Origin of the sequence: Variovorax sp. WDL1 (assembly GCF_001541225.1) — a bacterium.
Classification (GTDB): Bacteria; Pseudomonadota; Gammaproteobacteria; order Burkholderiales; family Burkholderiaceae_C; genus Variovorax.
On sequence record NZ_LMTS01000158.1, the window covers coordinates 41,598 to 56,716 of the forward strand.

Below are 15,119 nucleotides of genomic sequence, written 5' to 3' on the forward strand. Positions count from 1 at the left end.
GATGCTCCGGTGGTTTCAGTGGTGGTGCCCGGACTGGTCGACGGATTTCGGGCGGCTCCGGTCGTCTGATTGGCGCGCAGGCGAACCCCCTTCATCGCCCCGAGGCGGCTGATCTTGATGGTCATGACCGCCATGTGCGCCGTGACTGCCATGGCCGAAGATGTGCATCAACGGACAGGCGAGGATGAAGAGGAAGGGAAGCAGTTGCAGAAGATGGGCGTTGTGGCGGTAGAACATCCAGGCAACGGCGGCGGCGAGGCCGAGCCACAGCAGCCACTGGTTGATGCGAGACCAGTTCGGGCCGTTTCCTGTGCTCTTACTTCGATCGGGCGGAATATTCATGGCGATGCTCCTTCGTGAAGTTGACCCTTGTCGATTGGCGAGATTCCCGCATTCGAGTGCCGTGCAGGGCGCTGATCAGGCCCATCCATAAAACAGGTATGCCAGAAGAATGGGGCTGAACACCGGAGATTCCCTGGCCCCGCTAAAAAGTCCTCGATAGTTTCTGAGCATGATCGACCCGTGCCAAATGTGGCTTGTTAAGCTCAGCATAGAGCTGAGGTGAAGGCAGTACCTTGATCTTGATCAAAAAGACTCTCTGTACCCAGCTACGGGGTACATACCCCGCGCAGCGAACCAGCAGACCAGCTCACCTCAGGGGCTCAGCGCACACCGCCAAGTGAGCGCGCGACAGATGTGCCGAGCAGGCAGACGTTCGGCACCGATCGGAGGCTATCTACGAACGGTGTCCGGAACTGTGACCGGATCGCGGCCGAGCAAAGGCCCTCGCGTGCGGTGTGGACGTAGCGATGGGATACACAAGCGCATGATGTCGGCGCCTGCCGCTAGGACTGGGCACGTGGCAGTCACGGAGAAAAAATGTCCCGCTCGCTTAGCAACGTGGCCGGCCGGGTAGATCCCAGAATCAGGCAAAGAGATACGCCAGTTGGCTGGACGGACCGCAGCGCCCTCGGACTACTGCCGCAGATGGGGCAATACCAAGTCAAACCTGGTGACAAGCTCATTGGAGGTCACGGCAACGGAGCCACCATGTGCCTCCGCAATCGATTTCACGATGGCAAGGCCAAGACCGGCGCCCGCCGTATTTCGTTGCCGTGCCGGATCAACTCGGTAGAAGCGGTTGAAGAGCTTTGGTAGATCGCGCTCAGGAATTCTCTCACCGGGATTGACCACACTGATCGTTGTCCACTGCTCATCCTGCGAAAGCAAGACCGTGATGCTCTTGCCGCGAGGCGTGTGTCGAATTGCATTCGAGAGAAGATTGTTCAGCGCCCGGGTGAGCATTTCCCGATCCGCCGCTATGCTGCCGATCGCCCCTTTAACACCAAGCGTAATGCCGCTATCTTCTGCCAGCGCCTCGAAATAGTCGAACAGACTCCGCACCAATTCGGACAGATCAATGGTAGACAGACGCAAGTTGCGGGGATCATTTTCCGTTTGGGCAAGAAACAGCATGTCACCAATCATGCGTCCCATCCGATCAAACTCTTCCAAATTTGAATAGAGGATTTCTCTGTATTCCTCGTTGCTGCGCGGCTGGCCAAGCGCCACGTGAGTCTGCGTGACCAGGTTGGTGACGGGCGTGCGCAACTCGTGCGCGATGTCTGCGGAAAAGTGTGATAGCCGGGTGAAGCCTTCCTCGATTCTCGCCAACATATCGTTGAAGGCGAATACCAGTTCCGCCAGTTCGATCGGCACATCCCGAGGATCCAGCCTCACATCCAGCTTTGAAGAGCGAATCGCCCGAATCTCTTCATTGACCTTGCGAATCGGCAGGTGGCCCCACTGCACCGCCAGCCAAGCCACACCGAGCGCCAGACACATGACCAAGCCGGTTGCCCACCAGAGCATGCGCTTGAACTCCGCCAGGAAGTCGAGATGAAAGCCGATGTCCATGGCGGCGACGATGCGGTAGCCGGGCGCCGCTGAATCGTCAGCAGGCAGTTGTATCACCACACCTCGATATGACCTCTGATCCTCCTGCCACACGATCAAATCGTCAGCGGTGATGCGGTTGACCAACTTTTTGCTACTGGCAAGTTTAGACAGGTCAGGACCGGGCGTGGCATAGATGCTATTGCCAGCCCCATCGTAGACGCCGTACGTCATCCCATGATGTCCTGCGACTGCGTTGGCCAAGTGTTGCTTCAGTTCGTCGCTTGCGATGTCACTTGCAAGCTGGTGCAAGGGCTGAGCCAAAGCGGTTGTCACTGCCTCCAGTTCGTGGGCATCCTGTTGAGCAAAGTGGTGCTCCAACGACCGGAGAATGACCCAATTGAACACAAGAAACACCAAGGTCGTGGCGATACCAACGAGGGCCGTGACCCTCAATGCAAGCGACGCTGGACGGCTTTGCCGCGGCTTATGGCGCAGGGGCATCATCGGGCGCATCGAGCGTGTATCCCATTCCACGCACGGTGTGGATGAGCTTCGGATTGAACGCATCGTCTATCTTCGCGCGTAGACGGCGGATGGCTACATCGATGACGTTGCTGTCGCTGTCGAAATTCATGTCCCACACCTGCGACGCGATCAGAGAACGTGGAAGGACCTCCCCCTGGCGACGGGCCAGAAGCTCAAGCAACGCGAACTCCTTGCTGGTGAGATTGATGCGTTGGCCAGCGCGCGTTGCGCGCCGGCGCGCCAAGTCCAGTACCAAATCGGCAACCTGGATGCGATCAGGCTGGCTCGGAGCGCTTCCGCGTCGCAGCAGCGTCCGCACCCGCGCCAGCAACTCAGAGAACGCGAATGGCTTGACGAGGTAGTCGTCCGCTCCCAGTTCCAATCCCTTGACACGGTCGTCTACACCGCCACGCGCCGTCAGAAAGAGCACAGGGACCTGTTTACCGGCATCTCGAAGGGCACGCACGATGCGCCAGCCATCGACATCCGGCAGCATGACATCCAAGACCACCAGATCGTATGTCTCGCCCATGGCCAGGTGGTGTCCGTCCAATCCGTTGCGCGCCAGATCCACGACGAATCCCGCCTCCATGAGACCTTGGCGGACGTAATCCGCCGTCTTGTTCTCGTCTTCAACGACCAGCAGTTTCATCGCATGTCCCATGAAATCGCTACGGCGCGGAAAAATAGCCGCTCACGATGTACGCATTCATCCACTTTCAATCAGCAATTTACTGGTTGCCAGCTTCCACGAACATGACACGAACATTACATGAATGTAATTCAGGGGTCATTCGATGGAAAGTGCCCAACCCATAGCATGACCTGCATTGCGTCGAACTGTGCCGCTCAGGATGGGGTGGCGTTTAGAACGACTTCCGAGTCATCTATGGAGGATTTCAGGCCATGCCGCCTCGTTCACCCTTTTTTATCGTGCCCACACAGGGCCTTTCTCGTCGGCGTTTCGTCCAAGGGTTAGCCGCCGGCGGCGTTCTCGCTGGGCTGTCCACGCCGGCGTTCAAGGCATTTGCCCAGCAAGGCTCCGCGACGCGCGGTGCCGCCCCTGTGCTGAAGGGCACCGAGTTCGACTTGGTGATCGCCGAATCGCCCGTGAACTTCACGGGCAAGCCAGGCGTGGCTACGACCATCAACGGCTCGCTGCCGGCACCGACATTGCGTTGGCGCGAGGGTGACACCGTCACAATCCGTGTAACCAACAAGCTGCGTGAAGCCACATCCATTCACTGGCACGGGATCATCCTGCCGTATCAGATGGATGGCGTACCGGGCATCAGCTTCAATGGCATCGCTCCCGGCGAGACCTTCACGTACCGCTTCAAGGTTCAGCAGAGCGGCTCCTACTGGTACCACTCGCACTCCGGCTTCCAGGAACTCACGGGCATGTACGGGGCGATCATCATCGACCCCGCTGGCGCCGAGACCATCCACGCCGACCGTGACCACGTGCTGCTGTTCTCGGATTGGACCGACGAAGACCCGATGCGGGTGTTCACCAAGCTCAAGTCCCAAAGCGACTATTACAACTACAACCAACCTACCGTCTTCGACTTCTTCCGGGACGCCTCGCGCGAAGGCACGGCCGCTGCGATCGACAAGCGCAAGATGTGGAACGAGATGCGGATGAATCCGACGGATCTCGCAGATCTGTCTGCCGCCACGCTGACCTATCTGGCCAACGGCGTCACCCCCGCCGGCAATTGGACGGCGCTGTTCCGACCGGGTGAGCGCGTGCGGCTGCGCATGGTCAACGGTGCGGGCAACACCTTCTACGACGTACGCATTCCAGGACTGAAACTCACGGTGGTGCACGTCGATGGTGTTGACGTGGAGCCGGTGACCGTCGATGAGTTCCGATTCGGTCCTGGCGAAACCGTCGACGTGATCGTCCAGCCACGGGATGACGCTTACACGATCTTCGCCCAGGCGATGGACCGGACAGGCTACGCGCGTGCCACGCTGGCCGTGCGTGAAGGTCTTCAAGCTCCCGTGCCTGCCCTCGATCCGGTCGAATGGCTGACCATGAACGACATGATGGGCGGCATGATGGGGGGCATGGACCATGGCGGGTCCGGCCAGGCCATGGAGATGACCGGGATGACCGGGATGACCGGGATGACCGGGATGACGGGCATGACGGGCATGACCGGGATGACCGGGATGGGCTCGGGTTCGATGTCCGGGATGGATCATGGGGCGATGGCAGGCATGAATCACGGCGCCATGAACCACGGTGGCATGGCGATGGATCACAGCCAACACGCCGCGGCGGCGGGGGGACTGGCCGTGCCCAGCACTACTGCTCGCCACGCTCGCACCGAGTATGGTGCCAGCACGGACATGCGCGTTGACATGGCGCGCACCAACCTCGATGACCCCGGCATCGGACTGCGCAACAACGGTCGGCGCGTGTTGACCCTCGCGGATCTGCATACCCCGTCGGGGCCGCTGGACAAGAGAGGCCCCGGCCGGGAGGTCGAACTGCACCTCACGGGCAACATGGAACGCTACGCATGGTCCCTGGACGGGCTGGAGTTCGGAAAGTCCACGCCGGTGCACTTCAAACACGGCGAGCGGCTGCGGGTCATTCTGCACAACGACACCATGATGACCCATCCCATGCACCTGCACGGCATGTGGAGCGAGCTGGAAAGCCCCGACGGTCGCTTCCTTGCGCGCCGCCACACCCTGCCGGTGCAGCCGGCACAACGCATCAGCTTCCTGGTGACAGCCGACGCGCTCGGCCGCTGGGCGTGGCACTGCCACCTGATGTTCCACATGGATGCCGGCATGTTCCGCGAAGTCGTGGTGTCTTGAACCCAGCGCACAAGGAAGACCAAGAATGTCCAAAGCACTCCCCACTCGCGCACTGGCCACGACGCTTCTGGCCCTGGTAAGCGTCGCCGCCCAGGCACAAGCACAGAACGACCATGCAGCGCACGGCCAGGCCGACGCTCAAACGGCCGCGCCATCCACTCAGACCGTGGCTCCTGCCGCCGACCCGCACGCGGGTCACGCGACGTCGGCGAGCGGCTCGACCGCGGCCCCGGCCATGGATCACGGCAACATGCAGATGCAGGGCGGGTCGGCGCCTCCTGACGCCCGCGATCCGCATGGCTACTCCAATGGCCTGACATTGGGATCGGGCGACTACGCCGTACCCGGTGTGCCGCGGCTGATGCTGGCCGACGAACACAGGTTCTTTTCGTTGCGCGGCGAAACTCTGGAACGCCGCTTCACGCGCAAAGGAGACGATTCCACGGCCTACGACCTCCAGGCGTGGTATGGGACGACCTACAACAAGGCAGTCGTGAAGGCCGAAGGCGATATCGCCAAAGGAAAGCTCGAAGAATCGCGTACCGAGCTTCTCTGGGGGCACGCCGTCGCACCGTACTGGGACACCCAGCTCGGCGTTCGGGTGGATAACGGGGAAGGCCCGAGCCGTCAATGGTTGGCTTTCGGCATCCAGGGCCTCGCCCCCTACTGGTTCGAGCTGGAGGCGACGGGCTACGTGGGAAGTGGTGGACGTACGGCGCTGCGTGTCGAAGGCAGCTACGAGCTGCTGCTGACCCAGCGACTGATTCTGGAGCCTCGCGCCGAGTTGCAGTTCTATGGCAAGGACGACCCGGAACGCGTTATCGGCAAGGGCCTGGCCGAAGCGTCTGCTGGCTTGCGCCTGCGCTATGAATTCAGTCGCCAGTTCGCCCCCTATATCGGCGTGGAACGGGCGGGCAGCTTCGGACGCACCGCGGACTATGTGCGTGCCCAAGGCGGCCGTGCGCAGCAGACGCGCTGGGTGGCTGGCGTGCGATTCTGGTTCTAGAACCTAGCGGGTTTGATCATCTGATGAGAGGCGATCCATGAACATGCACTACGACAGAAGCCAGGGCAAAGTGCCGAGACGCCAGGCATTGATCGCTGGCTTGTTGGTGATGGCACTCGCAGGACCGAGCCTGGCGCAGAGCCGACCGATTGCCAAGGTCTGGAAGGACCCGAGCTGCGGATGCTGCAAGGACTGGGTCTCACACCTGCAAGGCGCAGGCTTCGATGTGCAGGTTCTCGACACCGGGAACACCGCAGCGCGCACGCGGCTGGGCATCCCGCAGAAGTACGGTTCTTGCCACACGGCGCAGATCGGCGGCTATGCCATCGAGGGTCATGTGCCTGCCTCGGACATTCAACGCTTGCTGCGCGAAGCCCCGCAGGCCATCGGCCTCGCGGCGCCCGGCATGCCGGTCGGTTCGCCCGGCATGGATGGTCCGGCCTATGGTGGACGCAAGGACGCCTACGACGTGCTGCTGGTTGGGAAAAACGGTAGCAGCACGGTCTATCAGTCGCATCGCTGACCATCCATCAACCCTTCTCCGTGGAGATATGCCATGCAGCATCAGCACACACAGACCCCCAGCGATCGCCCCCGGTTCTGGCGATCGCGCTACGGCGTGGCGTTCCTCATCATCGCCGCTGTCGCCGCGTATTTCCTGCTCAAGGAGCACACGGCACATGTTGCCGGCTATCTCCCCTTCCTGCTGCTGGCGGCTTGTCCGCTGATGCACCTGTTCATGCACCGTGGTCACAGCCACGGCGGACACGATCATGCCGCGCGTCAGGGTAAGGAAGGTGCCGCAGCCTCCAAGGAGCAGAAGCAATAAGTCGAGGCACTCGCACCGTGCGAGCACGCGACGCCGCGCTTGTCTCCTTGCGCGCCTGCGGCCTGCTGCGATCACCAGACACCAACAGTTAACGGCGGAGGGCACTTGTCACTATGAATTCACCCAGCAAGTCTTCAGGACATGAGCACGCAGGCATGGCGGCGGGTGCCACAACGTCCGGCCCGCATACCCACCACCATCACGCCAGCCATGCTGGAAGTGACGACGCGGGCGGGTCCTCAAGCCACACGCAGCCCGATGCCGCGACGCGAGATCCGGTGTGTGGCATGGCGGTCACGGCGGCGTCGGAGCACCGCTCCACGCACTTGGGGAACACGTACTTGTTTTGCAGCACCGGATGCAAGGCCAAATTCGACGCCGATCCGGCGCGATATGCCAGCGGTGACGCGGGCATAGGCACAGGCAGCGGCCATGCACCGCATCACCATGCCAACACCGCAGTTTCACCGGCCCCGGCGGCATCGCCAACCGCGCCCGGAACCATCTACACCTGCCCGATGCACCCGGAGATCCGCCAGGATCATCCGGGAACCTGCCCCAAGTGCGGGATGACGCTGGAGCCTCTGCTGCCCGACCTCGATGACGACAACCCGGAGTTGCGTGACTTCTCGCGTCGCTTCTGGTGGACCTTGCCGCTGACGCTCGTGGTCCTGGCGCTGGCGATGCTGGGCGAGCGGCTGCACCTGATGGACATGGCTACACAGAGCTGGGTCGAGTTGGTGCTGTCGTTGCCGATCGTGCTGTGGGCCGGCTGGCCCTTCTTCTCCCGCGGCTGGCTGTCCGTGGTCAACCGCAGCCCGAACATGTGGACACTGATCGGCCTGGGAACGGGTGCGGCATTCATCTACAGCGTTGTGGCAACCGTTGCGCCGGAAGTGTTTCCAGCTTCCTTCATGTCCATGGGACGGGTCGGCGTGTATTTCGAGGCCGCCGCCGTCATCATCTCGCTGACACTGCTCGGCCAGGTGCTGGAACTCAAGGCCCGCTCCCAGACTTCGGCAGCCATCAAGTCGCTGCTGGGGCTGGCACCCAAGACGGCGCGGCGCATCAATGCGGACGGCAGCGAGGAAGACGTGCCACTCAGCCATGTGCACGTCGGCGACCTGCTGCGCATCCGACCCGGCGAGAAGGTGCCGGTGGATGGCATCGTGCACGAGGGCAGCAGCTCGATTGACGAATCCATGCTGACCGGCGAACCGCTGCCCGTCAGCAAGCGCGTGGGCGACAAGGTCATCGGGGCCACACTCAACACCAGCGGCGCGCTGATCATGCGTTCGGAGCGGATCGGCTCGGACACCGTTCTATCGCAGATCGTCCAGATGGTCGCCCAGGCGCAGCGTTCCAAGGCACCGATGCAACGCATGGCCGATGTCGTTGCCGGCTACTTCGTGATGGCCGTCGTCGCCATTGCGGTAACGACGCTCCTTGTATGGGGATTCTTCGGGCCGCAGCCCACCTGGGTCTATGGACTGATCAATGCGGTGGCCGTCCTGATCATCGCCTGCCCGTGCGCGCTGGGTCTGGCCACGCCGATGTCGATCATGGTCGCAACGGGCCGTGGCGCCACGCAGGGCGTGCTGTTCCGCGATGCCGCGGCGATCGAGAATCTTCGCAAGGTCGATACCCTCGTCATCGACAAGACAGGAACCCTGACCGAAGGCCGACCTGCTTTCGATCAGGTCGTCGCAGCTCCCGGCTTTACGAACGATGAGGTGCTGCGTCTTGCCGCCAGCCTGGACCAGGGCAGTGAACACCCCCTGGCCGACGCCATCGTGCAGGCCGCGCGTGCCCAGGGCCTCCAACTCGTGAAGCCTCAGAGCTTTGAATCGGGAACCGGCATCGGCGTGCGCGGAAAGGTTGAGCACCGGCAACTGGCGTTGGGCAACACAGTGCTGATGGAACAGTCTGGCGTATCGGCGGAACCGCTCGTACCCCAGGCCGAAGCTCTGCGCGGCGAAGGGGCCAGCGTCATGTACCTGGCGGTGGACGGGCAGCTCGCGGGCTTGCTCGCCGTATCCGATCCGGTCAAGGGCAGCACCCCCGAGGCCCTGGCCGCGTTGAAGGCTGCGGGCCTGCGGGTCATCATGGCCACCGGGGACGGGCAGACCACCGCCAAAGCCGTCGGTGCACGCCTAGGCATCGACGAGGTGCATGGTGAGGTCAAGCCGGCGGACAAGCTCATGTTGATCGAGCGACTGCAGAAAGAAGGACGCATCGTCGCCATGGCCGGAGACGGCATCAACGACGCGCCGGCCTTGGCGAAGGCAGACGTGGGCATCGCCATGGGAACGGGAACCGACGTGGCGATGAACAGCGCCCAGGTCACGCTGGTCAAGGGTGACCTGCGTGGCATCGCTGTCGCTCGCACGCTCTCGGTGAGTACCGTGCGCAACATGAAGCAGAACCTCATGTTCGCCTTCCTCTACAACGCGCTGGGCATCCCCATCGCCGCCGGGGTTCTCTATCCCCTCACGGGCTGGCTGCTGTCGCCGCTGATCGCAGCATTGGCGATGAGCCTGAGTTCGGCGTCGGTCGTTGGCAACGCCTTGCGCCTGAAAGCGAGCCGACTGTGACCGGTTTTTCTTTCTGAAACTACAGGAGCCTGCTATCGCCCAGCAAACCGTTTCTTTCGTTCCACGCCGTTGCAAAGGTGCAAGCCTTATCTCGGCATTTCGTTCTTAAACCCCACCTCACACATCCAGGTAGAAACTTCTATGACCCGTTCACATTTCATCGCCAAGCTCGTCGCGCCGATCGCTGCTGGTCTGTTCGCCACCGCCGCATTCGCGCATCCTTCGCTGGTGTCTTCAACGCCGGCCGACAAGTCGCAGGTTTCTGCGCCAGCCACCATCGAACTGAAGTTCTCCGAGACGCTGGTGCCGCAGTTCTCCGCCGCGAGCCTTGTCATGACTGGCATGCCGGGAATGGCGAGCCATGGCCCGATGAAGATCAACGCCAGCGTCGCGGCTGCCGGCGACGGCAAGACCATGGTCATCACGCCGGCACAGGCGCTCCAGCCCGGTGACTATCGCGTCGAATGGCGTGCCGTCTCCTCGGACACGCATCCGATCACGGGTAACGTCACCTTCAAGGTGAAGTAAGCCCATGGCCGGGGATTGGTTGACCATCGTCCTGCGCCTGGCGCTGTATCTGGACCTGGCGGCGGCGTTTGGCGTCGCCATGTTCGGTCTCTATGCTTTGGGCAACGACGAGCGATCCTCGACGATCTCGCGCCGCTATCGCGTCCTCATTGGCGCATCCGCTGCCATCGGCATTGCCCTGTCGATGTGGGGCATGACGGTCATGGCCAAGGCCATGTCCGGTGCCCAGAGCTACGCGGAGCTGTCAACGCACGTCTTCGACATGCTCATTACGGGCACGCACATGGGCATCGCCTGGTGCATTCGCCTCCTCGCGCTGTTGGTGTGTGTGCTCGTCGCAATGTTGAAATTGAACGCTACCTTGCGATTTGCAGTGATGGCGCTCTCCACCGGCGTGGCGCTGGCGACCCTTGCGTGGGCAGGCCACGGCGCGATGGACGACGGCGTTCGCGGCTACATCCATCTTGCGTCGGATATCACGCACCTCTGGGCAGCGGGCGCTTGGGTGGGCGCATTGGTGGCGTTCTTGATGCTGGCATCCCACAAGCAGGATGTCGCGCAAGACCCGGTAGCGGTCCTCAGTCGGACGTCGAATGGCTTTGCTCGCATAGGTACAGCGATCGTGGCTGCACTCGTCGTGAGTGGAATTCTCAATTACCTGTTGATCGCCGGACCATCGTTTGATCCGCTCATCTCGACGCTGTATGGCCGGCTGCTGATGGTAAAGCTCTTGCTTTTCGCAGGCATGCTGGCGTTGGCTGCTGCCAATCGGTATCGGTTGAGCCCGAGCCTGGAGGCAGCTTTGAAGGCAGGCAATCGCGCACAGGCAGTCATCAAGCTTAGGCAGAGTCTGTTCACGGAGGCGACCTTGGCCGTTTTGGTTCTGGCGAGCGTTGCATGGCTTGGCATCTTGTCTCCCACTGGAACCTAGTCCTTCATGGGCGGCAGATGACAGCACATGAACTGAATGTAATGCACGGGTAAGCGCTCTGTAGACTGAACCGCCCCGGTTTCCGCGGAGGCTGTTTGGTTTAAGTCAGCCCGCCACCGCGGTGGTCTGACTGGCGAGTTGCCGGTAGTAGTTTGCCTCGGCCTCGGCTGGCGGGATGTAGCCGATGGGTTCGAGCAGGCGTTGGTGGTTGAACCAGGAGACCCATTCGAGCGTGGCGAACTCGACGGCCTCCCTAGTTTTCCAGGGCGCCCGGCGGTGAATCAGCTCGGCTTTGTACAGGCCATTGATGGTCTCGGCCAGCGCGTTGTCGTAGCTGTCGCCCTTGCTGCCCACTGACGGTTCGATGCCGGCCTCGGCCAGCCGCTCGGTGTAGCGGATGCTGACGTATTGCGAGCCCCTGTCCGAGTGACAGACCAGGCTGCCATCGCGCTCGGGCTGACGGGCGTACAGGGCCTGCTCCAGCGCATCGAGCACGAGGTCCGTGCGCATCGAACTGCTCACCCGCCAGCCCACGATGCGCCGGGCGAACACGTCGATGACGAAGGCCACGTACAACCAGCCCTGCCAGGTGGGAACGTACGTGAAGTCGCTGACCCACAGCTGGTTCGGCCGCTCGGCACGGAACTGCCGATTGACCCGGTCCAGCGGGCACGGAGCCTTGGCATCGCCGATGGTGGTGCGCACAACCTTGCCGCGCATCACGCCGCGCAAGCCCATGCAGCGCATCAACCGCTCGACCGTGCAGCGGGCCACGACGATGCCTTCGCGCGCCAGTTGTCTCCACACCTTGTCAGCACCGTAGACCTGCATGTTGGCCTGCCAGACGCGCTGAATCTGCGGCATCAGCATCTCGTCGCGTTTGGCGCGAGCACAGCGTCTGCTGGGGTCGCGCAGCAGCGCGGCATGGCGCCGATAGGCCGACGGGGCAACCTGCAGAACCTTGCAGAGCGGCTCGACCCCGAAGGCCTTGCGGTGCTGGTCGATGAAGGCTCTCACGACTTCAAGCGGCGGTCGAGCTCCGCCTGGGCGAAAAACGCGCTGGCCAGCTTCAGTATCTCGTTGGCACGGCGCAGCTCCTTGTTCTCGCGCTCCAGTTCCTTCATCCGCTGCGTCTCGTTGCTCGTCACGCCTTCGCGCGCGCCAGCATCGACCTCGGCGCGCTTGACCCATTCGTTCAAGGTCTGCGGCACGCAGCCAATCTTGGGGGCGATGGACTCGATGGCCGCCCACAGCGACGGGTACTCCCCGCGCTGCTCCAGCACCATCCGCACCGCGCGCTCGCGCACCTCCGGCGAGAACTTGTTCGACTTGCTCATGGCTCAATCCTCTCAGAGTGTTGAGCCTCCGCGAAAGCCGGGGCGGTTCAGACCGCCTGCTTCTACATTTAACGACGCGGCGCAAGTTGTCGTCGTTTTTACAAAGGAGTCGATCATGAAATCGCAAATTGTCATTGCCGCCCTGTTGAGCGCTCTCTCCGTGCCAGCCTTCGCCGGTCATGCAGCAGCCCAAGCAGCCAAGGAAATGGTTCCCTTGGCTGACGGGGGAACGCTGTACATCTTCAAGGACGGAAAGATGGCACAGGAAAGCCGCTTCGGGCGCGCCGTCTATCTCAATGTCGGAGCTTCGGTGTCGACGAAGGATGGGCGCAACATCGCGATCACCAGCAATGAAGTCGCTCGCCTCGGGTCGCTGCTACAAAAAGAGCACGGCGGATGACGCCGCGGATGTGCGGTGCTTATCAAAGCTTCTGCACAGTGTGACAGAGACGCGCGCCCCGATTGGGCGCGCGCGCGCTTGGGACGCGTCACGAGCAACCACGAGCGCTCAAGGTGCCAGTTTTTGCGATGTCAAGCGCATCAACTTCCCTGAAATGGATCCAGCCTCCCCGTCCACCGTGATTCGTCCACGGGACATCTGGCGCGAATGAGAACTTGCGAGGAGCCCGATTTATGGAGTTGCGTCATCTACGATGCTTTGTCGTCTTGGCAGAGGAGTTGCATTTCACGCGGGCGGCCGAGAGGCTGCATATAGAGCAACCCCCCTTGTCTCGCGCGATCAAGGAATTGGAAGATGAGCTTGGGGTCACGCTGTTTGACCGCGACCGCAGGGGCACACGGCTGACCGTGGCGGGGGCGGCATTCTTGCAGGACACCCGCCGACTCTTTGCGTATTCCACGCCATCGCGGGCACCTTTCCAGGCTGATGGCGGGCAGCGTTCCATCTGATCGCGGGCAGCAGTCCACGCGATCACGGGCAGCGTTCCAAGCGATGGCGGGCACGATTCCATTCTGATCGCGGGCAGCTGCCGCGGCCCGGGGTGACCTATCGCAACCGGGCATAGCCTCGCGCGCTTTGTGTTGAACGAAGCGAGAGCGAGGCGATGCCCACACCGAAGGTACCCATGAGCAAGATCAGAAGAGTTCTCCAACTGCTGCACGAGGCCGACTTGAGCCAGCGCGAGGCAGCCCGCGCCGCTGGCGTGAGCAAGAGCTGCGTGAGCGACATCGCCAGCCGCGCCCGCGCCGCAGGCCTGCCCTGGGCGCAGGCCCGCGAGCTGGACGACGACGCCCTGCACGCGCGGCTGCACCCCGCCCCCGTGGCCCGCAGCGCCCGCCACCTGGAGCCCGAATGGGCACAGGTCCACCAGCAGCTCAAACGCCCTGGCGTCACGCTGCAGCTGCTGTGGGAGGAGTACCAGCTCGCCCACGATGGCCGCGCCTACAAGTACAGCGCCTTCTGCGACAAATACGCCGCCTTCGCGCGCAGCCTGAAGCGCTCCATGCGCCAGGTGCACAAGGCCGGCGAGCGGCTGTTCGTGGACTACGCCGGCCAGACCGTGGAGCTGGTGGACATCTTCAGTGGGGAGATCACCCGCGCGCAGATCTTCGTGGCCGTGCTGGGCGCCTCCAACCTCACCTACGCCTGCGCCACGCGCACGCAGCAGGCCGAGGACTGGGTGCGCTCGATCATCGCGGCGCTGGAGTACATCGGCGGCGTGCCGCGCCTGCTGGTGCCCGACCAGCCACGCGCGTTGATGGCCCGGCCCGACCGCTACGAGCCCACGGCCCACCGGCTGCTGGCCGAACTGGGCGATCACTACGGTGTCGCGATCCTGCCGGCGCGCCCGGCGCACCCGAAGGACAAAGCCAAGGTGGAAGTCGGCGTGCAGGTCGTGGAGCGCTGGATCCTGGCGCGGCTGCGCGAGCGCCGCTTCATCAACCTGGGCGAGCTCAACCGGGCCATCGTGCCGCTGCTCACGCAGCTCAACGAGCGCCCCTTCAAGAAGCTGCCCGGCAGCCGGCGCAGCGCCTTCGAGCAGATGGAGCGCGCGGCCCTGTCGTCGCTGCCGGCCGCGCCGATGCAGGTGGCGCGCTTCAGACAAGCGCGCGTGAACATCGACTACCACGTGGAGTACGAAGGGCACTACTACAGCGTGCCGCACCGCCTGGTGGGCGAGCAGGTGGAGCTGCGCATCACGGACCAGACGCTGGAGGCGCTGCACAAGACCCAGCGCGTCGCTGCCCATGTACTGAGCGGCCGGCGCGGGGGCCACAGCACCACGGCCGAACACATGCCCGCCTCGCACCGCGCGCATGCCCAGTGGAGCCCGGCCAAGCTGCTCGGTTGGGGCCAGCGTATCGGCGAGGCCTGCGCGGCCGTGGTGCGCTGGCAGCTGGAGCACCGCCCGCACCCCGAGCAGGGCTACCGCGCCTGCCTGGGCCTGATGCGCCTGGGCCGCGAGTACGGAGTCCAGCGGCTGGAGGCGGCCTGCGCCCGGGCGCTGTCGATCCGTGCGCCGCACTACAAGAGCATCAGCTCCATCCTGGCCTCGGGCCTGGACCGTCATGGCACGCCGGCTCAGCTCGATCTGCCCGCCATGCCCACGCACGAGAACGTGCGCGGCCCGGACTACTACCACTGACCCCCATCACGAACGCCATGCCTACCGAA

13 protein-coding genes, 1 pseudogene and 1 other annotated feature are annotated in these 15,119 nt (G+C 63.1%); of the genes and pseudogenes, 10 read left to right on the forward strand and 4 right to left on the reverse strand.

Features of this window, described 5'->3' with window-relative positions:
• Positions 1–15 precede the first annotated feature (15 nt).
• The 3 genes from APY03_RS20855 to APY03_RS20865 all read right to left on the reverse strand — a co-directional run bounded on the left by APY03_RS20855 (position 16) and on the right by APY03_RS20865 (position 3,076).
• Positions 16–342, reverse strand: a complete 327-nt coding sequence (locus APY03_RS20855; protein WP_003090285.1) for a DUF2933 domain-containing protein — start codon at positions 340–342, stop codon at positions 16–18.
• Between the two features lie 633 nt (positions 343–975).
• The gene (locus APY03_RS20860) at positions 976–2,400 is read right to left on the reverse strand and encodes a Cu(+)/Ag(+) sensor histidine kinase (RefSeq protein WP_443082840.1); all 1,425 of its coding nucleotides are present in this window, start codon (positions 2,398–2,400) and stop codon (positions 976–978) included.
• Complete coding sequence (locus APY03_RS20865; protein ID WP_003097513.1) at positions 2,384–3,076, reverse strand: heavy metal response regulator transcription factor; 693 nt, start codon at positions 3,074–3,076, stop codon at positions 2,384–2,386. Before APY03_RS20865 ends, APY03_RS20860 begins: the two co-directional genes overlap by 17 nt.
• Before the next feature lie 254 nt (positions 3,077–3,330).
• Here APY03_RS20865 and APY03_RS20870 point away from each other — a divergent pair, with 254 nt between their 5' ends.
• The 7 genes from APY03_RS20870 (at position 3,331) to copD (ending at position 11,147) form a co-directional block, all read left to right on the forward strand.
• Positions 3,331–5,259 carry a copper resistance system multicopper oxidase gene (locus APY03_RS20870; RefSeq protein ID WP_023083476.1) on the forward strand — a complete coding sequence of 643 codons (1,929 nt, stop codon included), beginning with the start codon at positions 3,331–3,333 and terminating at the stop codon, positions 5,257–5,259.
• 25 nt (positions 5,260–5,284) lie between these two features.
• Positions 5,285–6,265 (forward strand): copper resistance protein B, encoded by a 981-nt coding sequence (locus APY03_RS20875; protein ID WP_006226240.1) that lies wholly within the window; start codon positions 5,285–5,287, stop codon positions 6,263–6,265.
• 37 nt (positions 6,266–6,302) lie between these two features.
• Positions 6,303–6,788, forward strand: a complete 486-nt coding sequence (locus tag APY03_RS20880; RefSeq protein WP_019485643.1) for a DUF411 domain-containing protein — start codon at positions 6,303–6,305, stop codon at positions 6,786–6,788.
• Positions 6,789–6,821: 33 nt separating this feature from the next.
• Positions 6,822–7,094, forward strand: a complete 273-nt coding sequence (locus APY03_RS20885) for a DUF2933 domain-containing protein (protein ID WP_016852798.1) — start codon at positions 6,822–6,824, stop codon at positions 7,092–7,094.
• Positions 7,095–7,249: 155 nt separating this feature from the next.
• Positions 7,250–9,688, forward strand: a complete 2,439-nt coding sequence (locus APY03_RS20890) for a heavy metal translocating P-type ATPase (RefSeq protein ID WP_197715024.1) — start codon at positions 7,250–7,252, stop codon at positions 9,686–9,688.
• Between the two features lie 141 nt (positions 9,689–9,829).
• Positions 9,830–10,216 carry a copper homeostasis periplasmic binding protein CopC gene (gene copC, locus APY03_RS20895; RefSeq protein WP_003090319.1) on the forward strand — a complete coding sequence of 129 codons (387 nt, stop codon included), beginning with the start codon at positions 9,830–9,832 and terminating at the stop codon, positions 10,214–10,216.
• 4 nt (positions 10,217–10,220) lie between these two features.
• A complete protein-coding gene (gene copD, locus APY03_RS20900; protein ID WP_068679650.1) occupies positions 10,221–11,147 on the forward strand; it encodes a copper homeostasis membrane protein CopD in 927 nt (308 codons plus the stop codon).
• A 105-nt stretch (positions 11,148–11,252) separates the two neighbouring features.
• Here copD and APY03_RS20905 read toward each other — a convergent pair.
• Positions 11,253–12,484, reverse strand: a protein-coding gene (locus APY03_RS20905) for an IS3 family transposase (protein ID WP_102905820.1) whose coding sequence is annotated in 2 segments (ribosomal slippage) — positions 11,253–12,196 and positions 12,196–12,484 — 1,233 coding nt in all. Because the reading frame shifts where the segments join, the coding sequence is not laid out codon by codon here.
• Positions 12,090–12,206, reverse strand: a sequence feature (AL1L pseudoknot). (Overlaps the previous gene by 117 nt.)
• Positions 12,485–12,599: 115 nt before the next feature.
• On the opposite strand from APY03_RS20905, the gene APY03_RS42600 reads away from it, so the two are divergent.
• The 3 genes and pseudogenes from APY03_RS42600 to istA all read left to right on the forward strand — a co-directional run bounded on the left by APY03_RS42600 (position 12,600) and on the right by istA (position 15,090).
• Positions 12,600–12,884: a CopK family periplasmic copper-binding protein gene (locus APY03_RS42600; RefSeq protein WP_003090336.1), complete on the forward strand. Its 285-nt coding sequence runs from the start codon at positions 12,600–12,602 to the stop codon at positions 12,882–12,884.
• A gap of 233 nt (positions 12,885–13,117) precedes the next feature.
• Positions 13,118–13,369 (forward strand): annotated as a pseudogene (locus tag APY03_RS20920) (LysR family transcriptional regulator); the annotation flags it as partial.
• A 179-nt stretch (positions 13,370–13,548) separates the two neighbouring features.
• Positions 13,549–15,090, forward strand: a complete 1,542-nt coding sequence (gene istA, locus APY03_RS20925) for an IS21 family transposase (protein ID WP_068679657.1) — start codon at positions 13,549–13,551, stop codon at positions 15,088–15,090.
• Positions 15,091–15,119: the final 29 nt, after the last annotated feature.